The organism is Streptomyces sp. NPDC052687 (genome assembly GCF_040678395.1).
Taxonomy (GTDB): domain Bacteria; phylum Actinomycetota; class Actinomycetes; order Streptomycetales; family Streptomycetaceae; genus Streptomyces.
The window spans coordinates 58,532-77,931 of record NZ_JBFATR010000008.1 but is presented as its reverse complement, the minus strand read 5'-3'; the positions used below and the strand labels follow the sequence as shown (position 1 = coordinate 77,931).

Annotated in this window: 17 protein-coding genes and 1 pseudogene; 14 read left to right on the top strand and 4 right to left on the bottom strand. The window is 74.2% G+C overall.

Annotated elements, in window-relative coordinates:
- Window positions 1-28 precede the first annotated feature (28 nt).
- Window positions 29-1,357 carry a TerD family protein gene (locus AB0K92_RS10915; protein ID WP_365921639.1) on the bottom strand — a complete coding sequence of 443 codons (1,329 nt, stop codon included), beginning with the start codon at window positions 1,355-1,357 and terminating at the stop codon, window positions 29-31.
- 304 nt (window positions 1,358-1,661) lie between these two features.
- Here AB0K92_RS10915 and AB0K92_RS10910 point away from each other — a divergent pair, with 304 nt between their 5' ends.
- The 4 genes from AB0K92_RS10910 to AB0K92_RS10895 all read left to right on the top strand — a co-directional run bounded on the left by AB0K92_RS10910 (window position 1,662) and on the right by AB0K92_RS10895 (window position 6,421).
- A complete protein-coding gene (locus AB0K92_RS10910; RefSeq protein ID WP_365921496.1) occupies window positions 1,662-2,120 on the top strand; it encodes a DUF6643 family protein in 459 nt (152 codons plus the stop codon).
- A 42-nt stretch (window positions 2,121-2,162) separates the two neighbouring features.
- Window positions 2,163-2,987 (top strand): MOSC N-terminal beta barrel domain-containing protein, encoded by an 825-nt coding sequence (locus tag AB0K92_RS10905; protein ID WP_365921494.1) that lies wholly within the window; start codon window positions 2,163-2,165, stop codon window positions 2,985-2,987.
- Between the two features lie 268 nt (window positions 2,988-3,255).
- A complete protein-coding gene (locus AB0K92_RS10900; RefSeq protein WP_365921492.1) occupies window positions 3,256-3,858 on the top strand; it encodes a hypothetical protein in 603 nt (200 codons plus the stop codon).
- A 133-nt stretch (window positions 3,859-3,991) separates the two neighbouring features.
- Window positions 3,992-6,421, top strand: coding sequence for a right-handed parallel beta-helix repeat-containing protein (locus AB0K92_RS10895; protein WP_365921490.1), 2,430 nt, complete (start codon window positions 3,992-3,994; stop codon window positions 6,419-6,421).
- A gap of 10 nt (window positions 6,422-6,431) precedes the next feature.
- On the opposite strand, the gene AB0K92_RS10890 is transcribed toward AB0K92_RS10895, so the two are convergent.
- On the bottom strand, window positions 6,432-8,687 hold the full coding sequence (locus AB0K92_RS10890; RefSeq protein WP_365921637.1) for a hypothetical protein: 2,256 nt from the start codon (window positions 8,685-8,687) through the stop codon (window positions 6,432-6,434).
- 388 nt (window positions 8,688-9,075) lie between these two features.
- Here AB0K92_RS10890 and AB0K92_RS10885 point away from each other — a divergent pair, with 388 nt between their 5' ends.
- Window positions 9,076-9,909: a DeoR/GlpR family DNA-binding transcription regulator gene (locus AB0K92_RS10885; protein WP_365921488.1), complete on the top strand. Its 834-nt coding sequence runs from the start codon at window positions 9,076-9,078 to the stop codon at window positions 9,907-9,909.
- 164 nt (window positions 9,910-10,073) lie between these two features.
- Here the strand turns inward: AB0K92_RS10885 and AB0K92_RS10880 are convergent, their stop codons facing one another.
- Entirely contained in the window at window positions 10,074-11,213 is a 1,140-nt protein-coding gene (locus AB0K92_RS10880) for a PLP-dependent cysteine synthase family protein (protein ID WP_365921486.1), read from the bottom strand.
- Between the two features lie 313 nt (window positions 11,214-11,526).
- Here AB0K92_RS10880 and AB0K92_RS10875 point away from each other — a divergent pair, with 313 nt between their 5' ends.
- Together AB0K92_RS10875 and AB0K92_RS10870 are read left to right on the top strand one after the other, a co-directional pair.
- A complete protein-coding gene (locus AB0K92_RS10875) occupies window positions 11,527-11,850 on the top strand; it encodes a hypothetical protein (protein ID WP_365921484.1) in 324 nt (107 codons plus the stop codon).
- A 201-nt stretch (window positions 11,851-12,051) separates the two neighbouring features.
- Complete coding sequence (locus tag AB0K92_RS10870) at window positions 12,052-12,639, top strand: ATP-binding protein (RefSeq protein WP_365921482.1); 588 nt, start codon at window positions 12,052-12,054, stop codon at window positions 12,637-12,639.
- A 105-nt stretch (window positions 12,640-12,744) separates the two neighbouring features.
- Here the strand turns inward: AB0K92_RS10870 and AB0K92_RS10865 are convergent.
- Window positions 12,745-13,021 (bottom strand): annotated as a pseudogene (locus AB0K92_RS10865) (SHOCT domain-containing protein).
- A 325-nt stretch (window positions 13,022-13,346) separates the two neighbouring features.
- On the opposite strand from AB0K92_RS10865, the gene rox reads away from it, so the two are divergent.
- From rox to AB0K92_RS10830, 7 genes are all read left to right on the top strand, one after another.
- Entirely contained in the window at window positions 13,347-14,774 is a 1,428-nt protein-coding gene (gene rox / locus AB0K92_RS10860; RefSeq protein ID WP_365921480.1) for a rifampin monooxygenase, read from the top strand.
- Window positions 14,775-14,800: 26 nt separating this feature from the next.
- Window positions 14,801-15,388, top strand: coding sequence for a TetR/AcrR family transcriptional regulator (locus AB0K92_RS10855; RefSeq protein ID WP_365921478.1), 588 nt, complete (start codon window positions 14,801-14,803; stop codon window positions 15,386-15,388).
- 11 nt (window positions 15,389-15,399) lie between these two features.
- Window positions 15,400-15,984 (top strand): DUF4865 family protein, encoded by a 585-nt coding sequence (locus AB0K92_RS10850; protein WP_365921476.1) that lies wholly within the window; start codon window positions 15,400-15,402, stop codon window positions 15,982-15,984.
- The gene (locus AB0K92_RS10845; RefSeq protein ID WP_365921474.1) at window positions 15,981-16,904 is read left to right on the top strand and encodes a phosphotriesterase; all 924 of its coding nucleotides are present in this window, start codon (window positions 15,981-15,983) and stop codon (window positions 16,902-16,904) included. The genes AB0K92_RS10850 and AB0K92_RS10845 overlap by 4 nt, the downstream gene beginning before the upstream one ends.
- Before the next feature lie 132 nt (window positions 16,905-17,036).
- Window positions 17,037-17,231 (top strand): DUF1272 domain-containing protein, encoded by a 195-nt coding sequence (locus AB0K92_RS10840; RefSeq protein ID WP_365921472.1) that lies wholly within the window; start codon window positions 17,037-17,039, stop codon window positions 17,229-17,231.
- A 58-nt stretch (window positions 17,232-17,289) separates the two neighbouring features.
- Window positions 17,290-17,874, top strand: a complete 585-nt coding sequence (locus AB0K92_RS10835) for a TetR family transcriptional regulator (protein WP_365921470.1) — start codon at window positions 17,290-17,292, stop codon at window positions 17,872-17,874.
- A gap of 81 nt (window positions 17,875-17,955) precedes the next feature.
- Window positions 17,956-19,380 (top strand): MFS transporter, encoded by a 1,425-nt coding sequence (locus tag AB0K92_RS10830; protein ID WP_365921468.1) that lies wholly within the window; start codon window positions 17,956-17,958, stop codon window positions 19,378-19,380.
- Window positions 19,381-19,400 lie beyond the last annotated feature (20 nt).

Sequence of the window (19,400 nt, the reverse complement as noted above, 5' to 3'; positions counted from 1 at the left end):
CCCCGCTCCCCCGGCTCGTCGGGGCGGCTCACTTGCGTCCGGGCGTCCAGTTCATGCCCCATCCGTAGGCGCGGTCGACGGTCCGCTGCGGGCTGACGCCGTGCTCGGGGATCAGATAGCGGGCCTCGCGCTGGACGATGAGGTCGCCGCCGTTGTTGGTGATCAGCGCGAGCGCGCAGACCGGGGACGGGACCGTGCACTCGTCCAGGGAGAAGTCGATGGCGGCGCCGTGCTGCGGTTGCAGGGTGACCGTGGCGTGCAGGTCGGCGAAGGAGCGGGCGCCCTCGTAGATGGTGACGAAGACGAGGATGCGCCGGAAGGCGTCCTTGTAGTCGAGGTTGACGGTCAGGTTCTCGCCTGCGGCCACGGCACCGGTGCGGTCGTCGCCGTCGAGATGGATGTACGGCGGCTGGTGCAGCGAGCCGAAGGTGTTGCCGAGGGCCTGGACGACGCCCTTGCTGCCGTCGGCGAGTTCGTACAGCGCGCACAGGTCGAGGTCGAGGTCGGAGTGCGTGGCGACGGCCCGGCCCAGCTTGCTGCCCCAGCCCGAGAACTGCTTGTGCACCTGCCAGTTGAGGTTCACCCGGAGCGCGCCCGAGGTGCCGCCCTGCTTGGCGAGGGACACGGTCGGGGCGTTCTTGGTGAGCGTGACCTTGGTGAGCCGGACGGGGGCGGCGGGCGGCGCGGCGGGCGAGGGCGGGGGCGCGGGCGCCGTGAAGGGTGCGGTCACGGGCGGGGCGGGAGGCGTGGGCGCGGCGTAGGGCGAGGGAGGGGCCGGCGAGAAGGGAGGCGCGGGCGCCACGGGAGCCGCGGGCGGGGCGGAAGGCGCGGCGTGCTGTGGTTCGTCGACCGTGATGCCGAAGTCCGTGGCCAGTCCCTCCAGGCCGCTGCCGTAACCCTGGCCGACCGCGCGGAACTTCCACGCGCCCTGACGCCGGTAGAACTCGCCGAGCACGAACGCGGTTTCGACCGTCGCGTCGGTGCTGTCGAAGCGCGCCACCACATCGCCCCGGGCGGCGTCCTTGACCTCGATGGACAGCTCCGGCACTTGGCCGAAGGCGCCGCCGTCGGCGGAGGCGGCGAGGACCACCGTCTCGACGGCGGGTTCCACGCGCGCGAGGTCGACGAGCAGGGTGTCGGTCACCCGGCCGCCCACGTCCCGCTTGCCCTCGTGGCGGACCGCGCCGGAGGAGTGGGCGGGCTGGTTGTAGAAGACGAAGTCGCCGTCGGAGCGGACCTTTCCCCCGACGAGCAGCAGCGCCGAGGCGTCCGCGTCGGGGACGCCCGGTCCGCCGCGCCAGCCCACCTCGACCCGCAGGGCCGTCGTCGGCACCGGCTTGTTCGATCCTTTCGGCATGGACATGTCCGCCCCCATCGCGCGTTCTCCCGGACTCTCCGGACGCCCAACCTATTGCCCCCGGCGACGAAGTCCCACAGGGCGTGCACAACAGCCCGCGCGCCCCGTCCGGGAGCTGTACGAAGATCAGACGGCAACCAGCGGTAACCCGCCCGGAACTGAGCCTTTACACCATCCGAACGCCGCGCGCCGCCCCTTTTTCCCGAGTTCGCTCGCATTGGGGATCCAGCGTCACCGCAGACACGGAAAACAACCCCATTATCGGTCTCCCCAACCAGCACATCGTGGGCTTAACTTATGTGCCATGACCTCCCCCCGCTCCACTTATGGTGGCGGCTACTACTCCGCCTCCTTCCCGGACACTCCGATCTACGACTCCCTCGTGGCCGAGCGGGGCACCCCGCAGATCGCCCCGATCCGGGTCCCCGCCGCCTACGACGCGCCGGCCGCGCCCTCGCTGCCCGCGCTGCCGTCGGCACTCCCCGCCCTCCCGGCGGCCCCCGCCCAGCCCGCCTACGGCTATCCGCAGCAGCACGCGCAGCACACGCAGCCCGCCGCGCCGCTGCAGCACGCGGCGCCGACGGCGTACATCCCGCAGCAGGCCACCGCGCCCCGCGGCTACCCGGGTCCGCAGGCCCCGCAGCAGCCGCGCCCGGCAGCCGCGCCCGCCGGCGGCTACGAGGCGATGCGCCCCGCGGCGCCGCGCCCGGCGCCCGCTCCCTACCAGGACCCGTACAACAACCAGCAGTACCGCGGCTACTGACCGCCTCCCCGGGCTCTCCACGCCACCTGGCACGATGGCCCCATGGGGAACGCGGAGCTGCAATCGATACATGTCCATCCGGTCAAGGCGTTCCGGGGCCTGTCGCTCCCGGAAGCCCTCGTGGAGCCCTGGGGGCTGGCCGGAGACCGACGCTGGGTGCTGATCGACGACGGGGGAAAGGTCGTCACGCAACGCCAGCAACCGCGCCTCGCGCTGGCCGTCGCCGAGCTGCTGCCCGGCGGCGGCCTTCGGCTGTCCGCGCCCGGCCTCGACCCGCTGACGGTGTCCGTGCCCGAGCCGGCGGACACCGTGCGGGTGGAGATCTGGCAGGACAAGGTGGAGGGCGTCCCGGCCGGTGCCGCCGCGCACGCGTGGTGCAGCGCCTATCTCGGGACCGACGTCCGCCTGGTGCACATGGACGATCCCGCCACCCGCCGCCCCGTGGACCCGGAGTACGCGCTGCCCGGCGAGACGGTGAGCTTCGCCGACGGCTTCCCGCTGCTGCTCACCTCCGCGGCCTCCCTCGACGCCCTCAACGCGCTCATCGCGCAAGGTGACCACGCAGCGGAGGGCCCGCTGCCGATGAACCGCTTCCGGCCCAACCTGGTGGTGGCCGGCAGCGAGCCCTGGGCGGAGGACGACTGGTCCCGGATCGCCGTCGGCGAGGTGGAGTTCCGCGTCGCCAAGCCCTGCGGGCGGTGCGTCGTGACCACCACCGACCAGACCAGCGCCGAGCGCGGGCGCGAGCCCCTGCTCTCCCTGGGCCGCCACCGCCGGATCGGCGGCAAGCTGGTCTTCGGCCAGAATCTGGTGCCCCTCTCCCCCGGCACCGTCCGGGTCGGCGACCCGGTGCGCGTCCTCGCGTAGACGGGCCGGCCGCCCCCGGCCGGCCCGGCGCCGCAGGGGCGCGAACCCCGGCACGACACGGCGGGCGGGGGCGAGATCCCGCCAAGTCACCGACGCCCGGGAACCGTGCCGCGGCACCCGCACGTTGGCGTTGCGTGAGAACTTCATGAGGGCCCGGCCGCCGGCACGGACGCACGCCCGCCCCGGCGGGTGCGGCGCCCTGACCGGCCGGTCCCTCGCCTGAACGGCTCCGCCGGGGATGCCCGCGAGGCGGAAGGGGGGTGCGGGAGTGCGAGCCCTGAGCGGACTCTGGCGCTGGCGGCACAATCCGCTGCGCCGTGCCACCGATCTGGCCGAGGCGTGGCTGGCCCTGACGGCGCTGCTGCTGATGCTCCTCGCCGCTCCCCTGCTCGGCGTCCTCGTCGGCTCCTCCGCGCAGGACTCCCTGCAACGCGCGGCGCGTGAACAGCGCCTGAACCGCCACCAGGTGACGGCCGCCGTCGTCCGCCGGCTGGAGCGCGGCCCGCTGGAGGCCGACCCCGAGACCGCGACCCGCGACACCCGCACCCGCGTGCTCGCCGCATGGACCGCCCCGGACGGCAGCGCGCACCGGGGCCCGGTCCTCGCGCGGCTCAAGTCCGCCGAGCCCGGCGACCGGTTCGTGCTCTGGACCGACCGGCGCGGTCACCTGGTGGGCCGGCCCCTGGACTCCGCCGCCGCCACCACGCACGCCGTCCTCGCCGGAGTCGGTACGGCGCTGCTCACCGCGGGGCTCGTCGAGACCGGCAGACGGCTCGTCCTGTGGCGGATGGTCCGCCGCCGCCACGCCCGCCTCGACCGGGCCTGGCAACAGGCCGGCCCGGACTGGGGCAGAACCGGCGCCGGAAGCTGAATCCGCCGTCCGGCGACGGCGGCCGACCGCCTTCCGGCTCCGGTCAACCCACGGTCCGCGCGCACGCTACGGTGGACCGGCCGAACTCTTCGGCAACGACCCGCGTACGACGAGGTGGGGGCACAACAACGCCATGGCACAGGGCACGGTCCAGGTGACGCACACCGGCACGTCGCGGTGGCGGCGCCGCACGGGTGAGTACGCATCGCTCGCCGCCGCCCTGGAGGCCGCGGCCGACGGTGACGTGCTCACCGTCGCCCCCGGCACCTACCGGGAGAACCTCGTGGTGCGCCGCGCGGTGACGCTGCGCGGCCCCGAGGGCTCCCCCGGCTCGGTGCGCATCGCGCCGGCCGACGGCGTGCCGCTGACCGTGCGGGCCTCCGCGGTGGTGCAGGACCTGCACGTGGAGGGCCAGGACGCCGCGGCGCCCGCCCTGCTGGTGGAGGACGGCACCCCGGAGCTGGTGGACGTCCGGGTGGTCACCCGGTCCGCCACCGGTATCGAGGTGCGCGGTGCGGCCCGGCCGACCGTGCGGCGGTGCACCGTCGACAATCCGGCGGGCATCGGCATCGCCGTGGTGGACGGCGGGGGCGGTGTGTTCGAGGAGTGCGAGGTGGTCGCGGCCGGTCAGGCCGGCGTCGCGGTGCGCGGCGGTGCCCGCCCGCGTCTGGAGCGCTGCCGGGTGCACCACGCCTCCGGTTCGGGGCTGACCGTCACCGGTGAGAACTCCGCGCTGGAGGCGCTGGGTTGCGAGGTCTACGAGGTGCGGGGCAGCGGGGTGCAGATCACCGGCCGCGCGACCGGGCATCTCACCGACTGCGATGTGCACCGCACCACCGCGGACGGTGTCACCCTCGACACGGACGCGGTGCTCACCCTGGCCGACTGCCGGATCCACGACATCCCGGAGAACGCGGTCGACCTCAGGTCCCGCTCGGTGCTGACGCTGACCCGCACCAGCGTGCGGCAGTTCGGTCGCAACGGCCTGTCGGTGTGGGACCCGGGCACGCGCGTGGACGCCAACCAGTGCGAGATCTTCGACAGCACCGGCGACTATCCGGCGGTGTGGGTGAGCGACGGGGCGACGGCGGTCCTGGATGCCTGCCGGGTGCATGACGTGCCCGACGCCCTGTTCGTCCTCGACCGGGGGTCCCGCGTGGACGTCGTCGACAGCGATCTGTCCCAGGTGCGCAACACGGCCGTGTCGGTGAGCGACGGCGCGACCGCCCAGCTCGACGACTGCCGCATCCGGGACGCGGCGACGGGCGCCTGGTTCCGCGACCACGGCAGCGGCGGCACCCTGAACAACTGCACGCTGGACGGCACCCAGACCGGCGTGATCGTCACCAAGGGCGCGGACCCGGTCATCGAGCGGTGCACGGTCGACTCGCCCGCGGAGGCGGGCTTCTACGTCTCGGCCGGGGGCCGCGGCAGCTTTCTGAACTGCCGGGTGACGGGCAGCGGCGGCTACGGCTTCCATGTGATCGACGGCTGCCGTACGACGCTGAGGAAGTGCCGTACGGAGCGGTGCGCGCGCGGTGGCTACGAGTTCGCGGACGGCGGCCCGGACGCGGGCGCGGGACCGGTCGTCGAGGACTGCACAAGCGACGAGAGCGCGGGGCTGCGGACGCCCGCGGCGCCGGAGCCGGCCGTGCAGACAGTCGGTGGCTCTCCGGGGCTGCTGGGCACGATCCCCGACCAGCGGCCCACCGAGCAGCCGCCCGCGAGTCCGGCCTCGCCGCCGAAGCCGGTGCGCACCTCCAAGGACGTGCTCGGCGAACTGGACGCGCTGGTGGGCCTGGAGAGCGTCAAGCGCGAGGTGCGGGCGCTCACGGACATGATCGAGGTGGGCCGGCGCCGGCAGCAGGCGGGCCTGAAGGCGGCCTCGGTCAAGCGGCATCTGGTCTTCACCGGCTCCCCCGGCACCGGCAAGACCACGGTGGCCCGGCTCTACGGCGAGATCCTGGCCTCGCTCGGCGTGCTGGAGAAGGGCCATCTGGTCGAGGTGTCCCGCGTGGACCTGGTCGGCGAGCACATCGGCTCCACGGCGATCCGCACCCAGGAGGCCTTCGAACGGGCCCGCGGCGGCGTGCTGTTCATCGACGAGGCGTACGCGCTCTCGCCCGAGGACGCGGGCCGGGACTTCGGCAAGGAGGCCATCGACACCCTGGTGAAGCTGATGGAGGACCACCGCGACGCGGTCGTGGTGATCGTCGCCGGGTACACGGCCGAGATGGAGCGGTTCCTGTCGGTCAACCCCGGTGTCGCCTCCCGCTTCTCCCGCACCATCACCTTCGGCGACTACGGCCCGGAGGAGCTGCTGCGGATCGTGGAACAGCAGGCCGAGGAGCACGAGTACCGGCTCGCGCCGGGCGCCGCCGAGGCCCTGCTGAAGTACTTCACGGCGATCCCGAAGGGCCCCGCGTTCGGCAACGGCCGCACCGCGCGGCAGACGTTCGAGGCGATGGTGGAGCGGCACGCGAGCCGGGTCGCCCAGTTCGACGAGCCGAGCACGGACGACCTGACCCTGCTGTACGCGGAGGACCTGCCGGACCTGCCCTGAGCGGGGTCGCTCACGGCGCGCACGGGGGCCGCTGGCCCGGCAGGTCGGGCCGCAGCCGGGCCAGCAGCCGTTCGCGTTCCTCGGCGAACGCGGGGTCCGCCTGGTAGTCGGAGTGGCCGAGGACGGGCGCGGGCAGCGGATGGTCGTCGGTACGGCCGTGCGCGAGGGGGTCCTGCAGCGGGGCGCGGTCGACCTCGGGGCCGCCGTCGGCGGGCACCCTCACCGGTCCACCGATGGGGTCGGTGAGCCGGTACAGATTGCGCCAGCAGTCGACCTCGTGGTGCAGGGCGCTCAGCGCGGCCGGCCCGAAGTGGGCGGGGAACCAGCGGCCGTACAGCCGCTCCAGCGGGGAACCGTAGGTCAGCAGGGCGACGCGCCGGCGGGTGGCCGGGGAGAGCTGCCAGGCGGTGGCGGCGGCCAGGACGCTGCCCTGGGAGTGGCCGGAGAGGACCAGCCGTCCGCCGGTGGTGCGCGTCCAGGTGTCGATCCGCCAGGTCAGGTCGGGCACCGCGCGCTCGGCGTAGCAGGGCGGGGCGAAGGGGTGGGCGGCGCGCGGCCAGAAGGTGCCGACGTCCCAGAGGATGCCGATGGTGCGGCGCGCGGAGGCGTCCTTGTAGGCGCGCCGGCCGCAGGTGACGAACAGTATGAAGCCGAAACCGATGAGCCAGGAGCCCAGTGCCTGCGCGGTCTCGGCGGCGCCCCGGACGAAGTCGTAGGCGTCGCGGGTGGCGCGGCTCGGGGTCTGTCCGGTGACCAGGGCGCCCACGAGTGCCCCGGCGCCGAGCAGCAGGGTGGAGACGGAGACGACGGCGACGAGGAGGGGGCCGCGGTCGGTGAGGGAGGCCATCGCGCGGACCCGGGCGATCCGCCGGGTGCGGTCCGGTTCCTGGCGCTCGCCGGGGTAGTCGCGGGCCACGGCCTCGCGTTCGGCGCGGGCGAGCCGCAGGGCGCGCCGGGCCAGTACGCCGCAGAGCACGAGCAGGACGACGAGCAGCGGCGGGATCACGGAGGCCTGCCAGGTGAGCAGGACGGGCGGGCCGGGGATGACGGCGTGGGTGCCGTCCAGCCAGTCGGCGACCCGCTGGGACACCCCGCCGGACATCACCCCGCCGAGCGCGCAGGCCAGCATGGCGACGGCGGGCCCGCCGAGGCCCTTGAGGGCGGCGCGGGCGTCGGGCCGGGTGCGGTGGAGCAGGTGGGCGACGCCGGCGAGGGCGATGACGAGCAGGCCCTGGACCAGGTTGATGGCGCCGAAGACGGCGTCGCCCGGCAGCCGGCCGGAGGACTCCCAGGCCGGCCGCTCCCACCCGCCGTACACGAGGGCGAGGGCGAGCAGGAGGAGCGCGACGAACGGCAGGCGGCGGACGAGTGACTCGTCGGTCGCCCGGTCGACGCGGCGCTCGCTGCGGCCCCGCGCGCCCACCACGGCGACGGCGACGGCCGCGACGGCGAGCAGGGCCGCCGACAGCAGCAGGCCCGCCGCGTCGAGCACGGCCGGCCCGCCGGGGGCGCGGTCGTGCCGGACGGCGGGGCCCATGACCGCGGCGGCCACCGTGAGCAGGCCGGCGGCGGTGTGCGCGGCGCGCAGCCGGGCGACCAGGCGCCGCCCGTACCAGAAGCCGGGCCGGGCCAGCGCGGTCGGCGCGTCGTCCTCGGCGGGCCGCGGTGCGGTGGTGAGGGGCAGCTGGGACTCGTAGGCGTTCCAGGTGCGCAGGGAGAGGTACCAGAGCAGGCCGACGAGGGCGGCGGGCAGCAGTGCGGCGAGGGCGAGGCGGCGGCCCGGCAGGCTCCACCAGCCGCCGTCGGAGACGGTGGGTGACAGGAAGCCGATCCAGGAGTGCCGTGCGGCGCACGCGGAGGTGCCCGCGCACTGCCAGGCGGCGAGGTCGAGGGCGACCTCGCAGGCCGCCGCGGTCAGCAGCACCGTCAGGGTGAGTCCGGCGAGCCGCACCAGCAGCCCGTAGAGGCGGATCACGCGGGGGCGGCCCTCGGCGGCGGGGCGCATCCAGTGGGCGAGGTTGACCACCATGAACGGCAGCAACAGCAGCCACAGGGCGCGGGCGCCGTTGCCGGAGGTCAGGTTGCACCAGACGTACGCCTCGGGAACGGGGCGGCCGTCGGTTCCGGCGTTGCGCGCGGGGTCCTCGACGTCGGCGGTGCGGCGGAAGACGGCGGCCGTGTCGTCGCCCGCGACCCGGGTCGTGCGCGGATCGTCCAGCATCCGATCCGGTGTGGTGCCGCCCACGCCGTGGACCAGCAGTTCCATGGCTGCTCCGGGCCCGCCGGGCCCGGTCGCGGCAGCCGTCTCGGTCAGGGCACGTTCCTGCGCGTTCTCCACCTGTGGCACTTCCCCCGTGACGCACCGTCGGCAATCTCGTCCGTGCGGGCACCAGGATTGCCCGCCGGACGGATGACATACCCCCATCGTCACGGAATCTCCCCGATACGGGTCACGGATGAGCCGCAGATGAGACACAAGTGACATGTGCGCGTCCGGCAGCCGATGGCGCGGCCCGACCCGGCCCGTGCGAGGATGGGACGCCCGCGCACCGAGACCACGGGATACGCCCTCGTCGACGGGGGTGCGCCCGCTTCGGACGGATCCGGGGGTGCGGGGGCGAGTCGGAGGTTTGAGGGAAAGGACCGGAGCGTACGTGAGCGAGAATCAGAACCTCCTCGCGGAGCAGCGGCGCGCCCTGATCCTGGACGAGGTGCGGCGCCGTGGCGGCGTCCGCGTCAACGAGCTGACCCGCAAGCTCGGTGTGTCGGACATGACGATCCGGCGTGATCTCGACGCGCTGGCCCGGCAGGGTGTGCTGGAGAAGGTGCACGGCGGCGCGGTGCCGGTGGCGGAGGCGAGTACGCACGAGCCCGGCTTCGAGGCGAAGTCGGGTCTGGAGCTGTCCGCCAAGGAGGACATCGCGCGGGCCGCGGCCGAGCTGGTGGCGCCGGGTGCGGCGATCGCGCTGTCCGGCGGGACGACGACGTACGCGCTGGCGCACCGGCTGCTGGACGTGCCCGACCTGACCGTCGTGACCAACTCGGTGCGGGTGGCCGACGTCTTCCACACGGCACAGCGGACCTCGGGGCAGCGCGCGGGCGCGGCGACGGTGGTGCTGACCGGCGGGGTACGCACGCCGTCCGACTCGCTGGTGGGCCCGGTGGCCGACCAGGCGATCGCGACGCTCCACTTCGACGTGCTGTTCCTCGGTGTGCACGGGATATCGGCCGAGGCCGGCCTGTCGACGCCGAACCTCGCGGAGGCGGAGACCAACCGGCGCCTGGTGCAGTCGGCGCGCCGGGTGGTGGTGGTCGCCGACCACACCAAGTGGGGCACGGTGGGCCTGAGTTCGTTCGCGACGCTGGACCAGGTCGACACCCTGGTGACGGACGCCGGGCTGCCGGCGGAGGCCCGCGCGGAGATCTCCGAGCATCTGCGGCTGGTGGTCGCGGGCGAGCCCGAGAAGGACGAGGACGCGGACGGCTGACGCGACGTCAGCGACGGCGCTGCCGCCGGTCAGGGGGCACCTCGGGCCGGCCGGCCGCGCCGGGTGGGACTCGGCCCGGCCTCGCCGGGAGCGCGTCCGCGCCGCGCTGACGACGGCCGCCCTGCCGGGCGGACGACGCGACCTCGCGGACGCCCGGACGCCTCCTAGTCGGGCCAGACGCCCGTCGCCAGCAGGGACTCGATCGCCGCCGCGTACGGGCGGATGTCCAGCCCCTGCTCGGCGAGCCAGGTGTCGGAGTAGTACTTGTCGAGGTAGCGGTCGCCCGGATCGCACAGCAGGGTGACCACGCTGCCGGTACGGCCCTCGGCGGCCATCTCGGCGACGATCTTCAGCGCGCTCCACAGCCCGGTGCCGGTCGAGCCCCCCGCCTTGCGCCCGATGGCCTGTTCCAGCGCGCGGACGGCGGCGACGCTCGCCGCGTCGGGGACCTTCATCATCCGGTCGACGGCGCCCGGTACGAAGCTCGGTTCCATCCGGGGGCGGCCGATGCCCTCGATGCGGGAGCCGCAGTCGCAGGTGACGTCCGGGTCGCCGGTGGTCCAGCCCTCGAAAAAGCAGGAGTTCTCCGGGTCGGCGACGCACAGGCGGGTGTCGTACTGCATGTAGTGGACGTAGCGGGCGATGGTCGCGGAGGTGCCGCCGGTGCCGGCCGTGGCGACGATCCACGCGGGCTCCGGGAAACGCTCCAGGCGCAGCTGGCGGAAGATCGACTCGGCGATGTTGTTGTTGCCGCGCCAGTCGGTGGCCCGCTCCGCGTAGGTGAACTGGTCCATGTAGTGCCCGCCGGTCTCGGCGGCGAGGCGGGCGGACTCCGCGTACATGGTGCGCGGGTCGTCCACGAAGTGGCAGCGGCCGCCGTGGAACTCGATCAGGCGGATCTTCTCGGCGCTGGTCGTGCGCGGCATGACGGCGACGAAGGGCACGCCGATCAGCTTGGCGAAGTACGCCTCGGAGACGGCCGTGGAGCCGCTGGAGGCCTCGATGACCGGGCGGCCGGGGCGGATCCAGCCGTTGCACAGGCCGTAGAGGAAGAGGGAGCGGGCGAGGCGGTGCTTGAGACTGCCGGTGGGGTGGGTCGACTCGTCCTTCAGGTACAGGTCGATGCCCCAGTGCTCGGGCAGCGGGAAGCGGAGCAGATGGGTGTCGGCGGAGCGGTTGGCGTCCGCCTGCACCTTGCGGACGGCTTCCTTCAGCCAGTCGCGGTAGGCGGAGTCGGTCCGGTCGACGTCGAGGGTGTCGAGGGTCGCGCCGGCGGGGGGCTGCTGGGGGGTGCTGGTGCTCACGACGGGGCTCCTTAGGCTGCGCGCCGACGGCGCGTCGCGCGGCCGACACCCCGATGATAGACAGCTTCCGCACGCTTCTCACCTGCATAAACGCATCTTTGGAGGGGTCAAAGGCGGGCTGCGGGAACAGGCGTGCGAGGGGGTGGGCACCGTGCACGGCGGGGGCGCATTCGACCGAGTGCTCCGGGTGTCCGGTGCGCCCGGCACATGCGCACTGGTGCTCGATGCGAGGGCGGGGCAGACTGCACCGGGGGCGGGGTGATGCCGCCCGGCGGGGCCACGCGTGACGACGCGACAAGGGGGCGTTCGGGGCATGGCGGAGCCGGAGTTCACGGCCATGGGCGTGCGGATCGGCAAGGGGCTGCGCTCGCTCACCCGGGCCGGACAGGTCCGGATCAGGCGCGGCCGGCTGGAGCTGCTGACCAGTTACGGCAGCGAGATCGACAGCGCGCCGGTGCAGGCGGTGCGGGCGTCGCGGCCGTGGTTCGGCTCCGACGGACGGGCCCTCGCCGACCTGAACGGCAACCGGTACCTCCTGACCCTGGGCGAGCACGATCCGGCGCCGGGTGAGCCGGGGCCGCCCGCGGCGGGCCGGTTCATCGAGGCGGTACGCCGGGCGGCGGGGCGCGGCGACTGAGATGACCGAGACGAAGGCGACATCCGCGAGTTGCGCCACCGCACCCCCTGGGTCACGCTGGTCTCACGTCACTCTGGGTTTACCGGCGATAACGCTGCGAACCAGCCCGCCGGGCACGACAGCAGGCGGCCGTTTCACGCGGGCTCCCTGCTGGATCCGAACTCCGTGTTCTTCCGGACCTCACGTCGGGGAGTCGCAGCCGTGATCAGTTACCCAAGCAGACACTGCACGGTGGAGCTCCAAGCCCTGCCGTCGCGGATCGGCCAGGTCCGCAGAATCGTTTCTGCGCAATTGCGCTACTGGCACCTGGACGCCTTGATAGACCGGGCCACGCTCGGTGTGACCGAACTGCTCACCAACGTCCACCGGCACGCCCAGCCCGACAAGATGTGCACCGTGGAGATCGAGCTGCTGCTCGACCGGCTGAAGGTCTCGGTGCGCGACCACGATCCCCGCCTCCCGGTGGTGGCGGACGCCGAGTCGCTGGCCACCTGCGGGCGCGGGCTCGCGATGGTGGCGGCGGTCAGCGAGAGCTGGGGGGCGCTGCCGGACGGCGAGCAGGGGAAGGTCGTCTGGTTCACCCTGCCGACACCGGCCCCCACCCGCAAGGCGCCCCCGCGCCCGCCCCGGCGCACCGACACGGAACCGTCGCCGCGTCCGCCGCGCCGCGCGGAGCTGGAGACAACCGTGCGCCGCTTCGCGGAGATCGAGCCCGTGACCGCCCCGGAGCCGGCCGCCGAGACGCGCCGGCCCGCACATGCTCCCGCCCGGTCGGCCGTTCCCGGCTGATCGGGCGGTGAGCGCGGCCGCGTTCGCCTCCCCAGCAAGCCGCCCGCCCGGCGCCGTCCCGCCGCACCTTCACCGCCGGCACGGCGCCCGCCCCTTCCCGCGCCGTCACCTTCCACCCGCACCTCCCGCCCGTCCGAACTGCTCCTCCAAGACGGACAGCCGGCGCCAGTACCCCTCCCTCGTCGATCTCACCGGAGGCGAAGCGGCGGCCGAGGACGGTGATGGGTGAGGGGTGGTCGGCGGAGGCGGGGCGCCCGGAGGTGCCGTGGCCGCGCCACGCGGTGCGGCGCAGAAGCGTGATGCCGCCGAGGACGACGGCTGCCCAGACCAGTGGGAAGAAGAGGATCCAGGCGCCGGGGGCGGTGTCGCCGAGGTGGGCCAGGGTGTGCGTGGTGGGTCATCTCCCGAGTCGTTTCCTCCCGGATCCGGTGATCCGTGATCCGGTGTCCGGTGATCCGGTGGTGCTTCGAGACTGACCCCGAAGTGGGCGCGGAGGCGTCGTACCGCCGGCGGCGATCGGCGTACGTCGCGGGGAGTACCCGCAGGACCGGCGCGTGCGCAACGGCCGGGAAAACGACAAAGGCAAGGAGCCACGCGCTCCTTGCCACTCTCAACGTATAGCGCACCGGGGGGCTTGCGGCAAGGCCCCCGTCGTCGCGCAGAATCTCCGGCCTGGACCGGAACGCGCGGGAAATCGGGGTGCGGAGATGATCGACGTGATCGTGGTCGGCGGTGGGCCGACCGGGCTGATGCTGGCGAGTGAGCTGCGGCTGCACGGTGTGCGGGTGGTCGTGCTGGAGCGGCTGGCCGAGCCGACGAAGGAGTCGCGGGGGCAGGGCCTGCACGCGCGCAGCGTCGAGGTGATGGACATGCGCGGCCTGCTGGAGCGGTTCCTGGCGGTGAGTGAGAAGTTCCAGGTGGGCGGCCTGTTCGCCGGGATCGCCAGGCCGTGGCCGGACGGGCTGGACACCGCCCACCCGTACGGCCTCGCCACCCCGCAGCCGGTGACCGAGCGGCTGCTGAACGAGCGGGCGGTGGAGCTGGGGACCGAGATCCGGCGCGGGTGCGAGGTGGTCGGGGTGAGCCAGGACGAGGACGGGGTGAGCGTCGAACTGGCGGACGGCACGCGGCTGCGCTCGCGTTATGCCGTCGGGTGCGACGGCGGCCGCAGCACGGTGCGCAAGCTGATCGGCGTGGGCTTTCCCGGCGAGGCGGCCACGGTGGAGACGCTGCTGGGCGAGATGGCCCTGACCGCGGACCGGGAGACGATCGACGCCGTCGTCACGGAGGTCCGCAAGACCCAGTTGCGGTTCGGTGCCGTTCCCCTCGGGGACGGGGTGTACCGCGTCGTCGTACCCGCCGACGGGGTGGCCGAGGAGCGTACGGCACCGCCGACCCTGGAGGAGTTCCGGCGGCAGCTGCGGGCCGTCGCGGGCACCGACTTCGGCGCGCACGCGCCGCGCTGGCTGTCCCGGTTCGGCGACGCCACCCGGCAGGCCGAGCGGTACCGGGCGGGACGGGTGCTGCTCGCGGGCGACGCCGCGCACATCCACCCGCCGACCGGCGGGCAAGGGCTCAACCTCGGTGTGCAGGACGCGTTCAATCTCGGCTGGAAGCTGGCCGGCGCGGTGGCCGGCTGGGCTCCGGCGGACCTGCTGGACAGCTACCACGCCGAACGGCACCCGGTGGCCGCCCGCGTGCTGCGGAACACGCGGGCGCAGATCGCGCTGATGGGCACCGATCCGGGCGCGACCGCGCTGCGGGAGCTGTTCACGCGGCTGATGGACTTCGAGGACGTGAACCGGTACGTCACCGGGATGATCACCGCCGTCGACGTCCGCTACGACTTCGGCGAGGGCCGCGAACTGCTCGGCCGGCGGATGCCTGACCTGCCGTTGAAGCAGGGCCGGTTGTACGAGCTGACGCACGCCGGCCGGGGGCTGCTGCTGGACGGCACCGGGCGGCTCTCGGTCGCGGGCTGGACCGACCGGGTCGACCACGTCGTCGACGCCGGCGAGGTACTGGACGTACCCGCGGTGCTGCTGCGCCCGGACGGCCATGTGGCCTGGACCGGTGAGGACCAGGAGGGCCTGCTCGGCGGATTGCACAGGTGGTTCGGAGCGCCGCTGCGGTAATCCACTCGACGAGTGTAACTACTAGTATGTACAGTCGCTTCATGAGTACCTCCGAGCGACTGATCCAGTCCACCCGCGAGCTGCTCTGGGAGCGCGGTTACGTGGGCACGAGTCCCAAGGCGATCCTGGAGCGGGCCGGCGCCGGGCAGGGCAGCATGTATCACCACTTCAAGGGCAAGCCGGATCTCGCGCTGGCCGCGATCCGGCGCACGGCCGAGGAGATGCGAGCGACCGCGGAGGGTGTGCTCGGCGGGCCGGGGACGCCGTACGAGCGGATCGCGGCGTATCTGCGGCGCGAGCGTGACGTGCTGCGCGGCTGCCCGGTCGGGCGGCTGACCATGGACCCGGACGTCGTCGCCAGCGAGGAACTGCGCGCGCCCGTCGACGAGACGCTCGACTGGCTGCGCGAGCGGCTCGCCGGGATCGTCGTGGAGGGGCAGGAGTCGGGCGAGTTCGCGGCCGGGCTCGACGCCGAGGAGGTGGCGGCGACGATCGTCGCGACCGTCCAGGGCGGTTACGTCCTCGCCCGCGCCTGTGGGCTCCCGTCCGCCTTCGACGCGGGGGTGCGCGGCCTGCTCGCCCTCCTCGCGCCGCCCGCCCGGCCCACCGTCTGAGGAGCCGTCCGGTGCACGCGATGCAGTACGAGATCACCCTGCCCGCCGCCTACGACATGGAGATCGTCCGCGCGCGGGTCGCCCGCCTCGGACATGCCCTCGACGACTGGGAGGGGCTGGGGTTCAAGGCGTATCTGATGCGGGAGCGCGGCGTGCAGGGGTCGCCGGTCAACCAGTACGCGCCGTTCTATCTGTGGAACACCGTGCGGGGCATGAACTCCTTTCTGTGGGGCGAGGGTTTCCGCAGGCTCAGCGACGACTTCGGGCGGCCCGTCGTGCGGCAGTGGACGGTGCTCGCCTATGAGGAGGGCGCCGCCGCCGGGGCACCCGCGCGGGTCGCGGTGCGTGAGCGCCGGGCGATACCGGAGGGCGCCGTGGCCGGTGCGGTCGCCGGGGAGGCGACGCGTGAGGCCGCGCGGCTCGCGGCGCGTGGCGGCGCGGTGTGCGCGGCGGCGGCCGTGGACACCGCCCGCTGGGAGCTGGTCCTCTTCTCACTCTGGGCGGACGACACACCGGAGGCGGACGGTGACGTGTTCCGGGTGCTGCATCTGTCGGCGCCCGAGCGGGCGCGGCTGCCACGGGGCCGGCAGTGGTGAGCCGGGTCCGCACGGTGCTCGGGGACGTGCTCCCCGGGCAGCTCGGCGTCTGCGACGCGCACGACCATCTCTTCCTGACCAGCCCGCGCCTGCCGGGCCAGGAGCTGCGGGACGTGTCCGCGGCCCGCGCGGAGCTCGCCGCGTTCCGCGCGGTGGGCGGCGGCAGCGTGGTGCAGTGGACGCCGTACGGCATGGGACGGCGCGCGGCCGAACTGCCGGGACTGTCCCGGGAGACGGGGGTGCACGTGGTGGCGGCGACGGGACTGCACCAGGCCGCGCACTACGACGACGCCACGCTGGGCGGGCTCCGCGACCGGCTCGCGGAGGTCTTCGTCGCCGAACTCACCGAGGGCATCGGCGCCTCGGGCGATCGGGCGGGGGTGCGGGCGGGGCTGATCAAGGTGGCGGGCGGGTTCCACGCCCTCGACGCGCACGCCCGCTGGACCATGGCCGCGGCGGCCGAGGCGCACCACGCGACCGGCGCGACCGTCGCCGTCCATCTGGAGCTGGGCACGGGCGCGCTCGACGTACTGGACCTGCTGTGCGGCGAGTTGGGTGTGCCGCCGCACCGGGTGGTCCTGGGGCATCTCAACCGCTCGCCCGACCCGGTCGTCCACCGCCTGGCCGCCGAGTCGGGCGCCTTCTTGGGCTTCGACGGCCCGTCGCGGGCCCATCACGCCACGGACTGGCGGATGCCGGACGCCGTACGGCGACTGGCCGACGCCGGGTTCGCCGACCGGCTGCTGCTCGGCGGGGACACCACGACGTCCGCCGCCCGCTCGGTGCACGGCGGCCCCGGTATGCCGTATCTGCTGCGCCGGGTGCGGCCGAGGCTGGCGGCCGAGCTGGGGGCGGAGCTGGTCACGCGGGTGCTCACGGAGAATCCCGGGCGGGCGTTCGCGGTGGACTGGGCCTGCTGAGCGCTCGGTCGCGCCGCGTGGCCCGATCCTGTCGGCCGCTGTCCCGCCGGGGTGTTTCAACGGCGCGGCGGGCGCCCCCAGGATGGGGATCTTCGGGCCACGGGGGTCCGGGCGGGAGAAGGGGGACGGGGCATGGCCCTGGAGATGCGCGAGCGGTGCGAGCGGTGCGGAACGGCGGCGCTGCCGCCGGACGGGCCGGCCCTCATCTGCTCGTACGAGTGCACGTTCTGCGCGTCGTGCGGCGCCGCCCTGCGGGGCTGCCCCAACTGCGGCGGGGAGCTGGTGGCCAGACCGCGCCGGGCCGTGGCCGGTCAGGGCAGGTCTTGAACTGCCGCCACACTGCTCATACTTGACCGATCGTTCTCGAATCGCCTAGGGTCACGGTATGGCGAGGAGCAAGGAATTCGACCCGGACGCCGTTCTGCAGTCGGCCCTCGAACTGTTCTGGCAGCGGGGGTATGAGGCGACGTCCATGGCGGACCTCGTCGAGCACCTCGGGATCGGACGCGCCAGCATCTACGCCACCTTCGGCAACAAGCGCGATCTGTACCTGAAGGCGCTCGACCGGTACGGCGAGTCGCAGAACCCCACGCTCCTGCGCGAGTTGTCCCAGCCTGGTCCCGCGCTGCCCGCCGTGCGCACGGTCGTGCGGCGGTTCGCGGCCGAGGCCATGGACGACGCCCGCCGGGCGGCCGGGTGTTTCGTCACCAACACGGCGGCGGAGCTGGCCCCGCACGACACCGCCGCGGCCCGGCGGGTCGAGCTGAGCTGGGAGCACGTGGAGACCCTGCTGCACTCGGCACTGGTGCGCGCCCAGGCCCAGGGCGAGCTGGCCGAGGAGCGCGATCCGCGGGCGCTGGCCCGGATGCTGCTGGTGCTGATGCAGGGGCTGCGCGTGGTCGGCAAGGCGTCGAGCGATCCGGCGCGGGTGCGGGACGCCGCCGAGCAGGCGCTCGCGCTGCTGGACTGAGCCGGACCCATGAAGCATTCGACGGGGCGGTCGCTTTTCGCTGCCCTGATACTTGACCGAACGATCCAGAAAGGGGGGTGCATGGCCACGGAAGAGGGGCGTGCGATCGAGCAAGGGCCACTCATGACGGCGGGTGACGCCGCCGAGCCCCTGCCCGGCCCAGTGCCCGCCGCCCGCCCGGCCTTCGCGCTGCTCGGCTCCTTACAGGTCACGCTGATCTTCACGCTGGCCGCCGTCGCCGTGCCCCTGCCCGAGATCGGCCGCCGCTTCGGACTGGGGCGCGAGGAGCTGATCCTGCTGAGCGCGGCCTACGGGCTGGCCTTCGCCGGCCTGCTGCTGTTCGGGGGCCGCCTCGCCGACCGGTACGGCGGGCGGCGGACCCTGCTCGCCGGGCTGCTGCTGTTCGGCGCGGCCTCGGTCGCCGCCCCGCTCGCCCCGGCGTATCCACCGCTGCTCGCCGCCCGGTTCGCGCAGGGCGCCGGTGCCGCCCTGGTCGCGCCGGCCGCCATGGCCGTACTGCGCAACCTGTTCCCCGCGCCGCCCGCCTACCGGCGCGCGATGGCGACCTGGGGCGGGCTGTCGGTGCTCGGCGCCACGGCGGGCAACCTGCTCTCCGGTGTCATCTCCGCGCTGCTGTCCTGGCGTTGGGCCTTCGCCGCACCGCTCGCCGTCACGGCCCTGGCTCTGCCGCTGGCGCCGCGCCTCCTCCCGGCGGACCGGCCACGAGACTTCTCGGGCTCCCCCGACGGTCGCGCGCCCCGCCTCGATCTGCCGGGCGCGCTGCTCGCGACGGCCGGGATCGTGACCGTCAGCTACGGACTCGTCCTCACCGACGCACGCCCCTGGACCTCGGCGCACGTGCTGGGGCCGCTGCTGGCGGGCGGGGCGCTGCTCGCGGTGTTCGCGGTCGTGGAGCGGCGTACGGCCGACCCGTTGCTGCCGCCGGGCTTCCTGCGCGACGCGCGGCGGGCGCTCGGACTCGTCGCCACGGCGCTCACGGCGGCCGGGACCAGCACCGTCTTCGTGCTCTTCTCCCTCCACCTCCAGCAGGAGCGCGGCTGGTCGGCGCTGTCCGCCTCGGCGGCGTTCGTGCCGTTCGCCGCGGTGCTCCTCGGCTGCGGACGGGTGGCGGGGCGGCTCGTCGCCCGGCACGGTCCCGCCGCGGTCACCGGGGGCGGGCTGGCGGCGGGGGCCGCCGGGCTGGGGCTGCTCGCGCTCACCGGGTTCGACGCCGAAGTCCCGTACGGCTACGGCGTGTTGCCCGGCTTGGTGCTGCTGCCCGCCGGAGCCGCCGCCGCGTTCGCCGGCGCCGCCGTGCTCGCCACCGACCGGGTGCCCGCCGCCCGGACGGGGCTCGCGGGCGGGGTGCACAACACCGCGATGGAGGCCGGGCCGACCCTCCTCTTCGCCCTGCTGCTGGCCGCCGGTGGCGACCGGGCGAGCCTCGCCGCGGCGGCCGGGCTGTTCGCGCTCGCCGTCCCGCTGCTGCGCCTCGCGCGCTCCTGACCATCCGATCCGATCCACTC

Coding starts and splice junctions, on each gene's coding strand:
- AB0K92_RS10835 (WP_365921470.1), top strand. CDS start 17,290: ATGGCGAGGAGCAAGGAATTCGACCCGGACGCCGTTCTGCAGTCGGCC.
- AB0K92_RS10855 (WP_365921478.1), top strand. CDS start 14,801: ATGTACAGTCGCTTCATGAGTACCTCCGAGCGACTGATCCAGTCCACC.
- AB0K92_RS10890 (WP_365921637.1), bottom strand. CDS start 8,687: ATGGAACTGCTGGTCCACGGCGTGGGCGGCACCACACCGGATCGGATG.
- AB0K92_RS10905 (WP_365921494.1), top strand. CDS start 2,163: ATGGGGAACGCGGAGCTGCAATCGATACATGTCCATCCGGTCAAGGCG.
- AB0K92_RS10830 (WP_365921468.1), top strand. CDS start 17,956: ATGGCCACGGAAGAGGGGCGTGCGATCGAGCAAGGGCCACTCATGACG.
- AB0K92_RS10910 (WP_365921496.1), top strand. CDS start 1,662: ATGACCTCCCCCCGCTCCACTTATGGTGGCGGCTACTACTCCGCCTCC.
- rox (WP_365921480.1), top strand. CDS start 13,347: ATGATCGACGTGATCGTGGTCGGCGGTGGGCCGACCGGGCTGATGCTG.
- AB0K92_RS10915 (WP_365921639.1), bottom strand. CDS start 1,357: ATGCCGAAAGGATCGAACAAGCCGGTGCCGACGACGGCCCTGCGGGTC.
- AB0K92_RS10840 (WP_365921472.1), top strand. CDS start 17,037: ATGGCCCTGGAGATGCGCGAGCGGTGCGAGCGGTGCGGAACGGCGGCG.
- AB0K92_RS10875 (WP_365921484.1), top strand. CDS start 11,527: ATGGCGGAGCCGGAGTTCACGGCCATGGGCGTGCGGATCGGCAAGGGG.
- AB0K92_RS10895 (WP_365921490.1), top strand. CDS start 3,992: ATGGCACAGGGCACGGTCCAGGTGACGCACACCGGCACGTCGCGGTGG.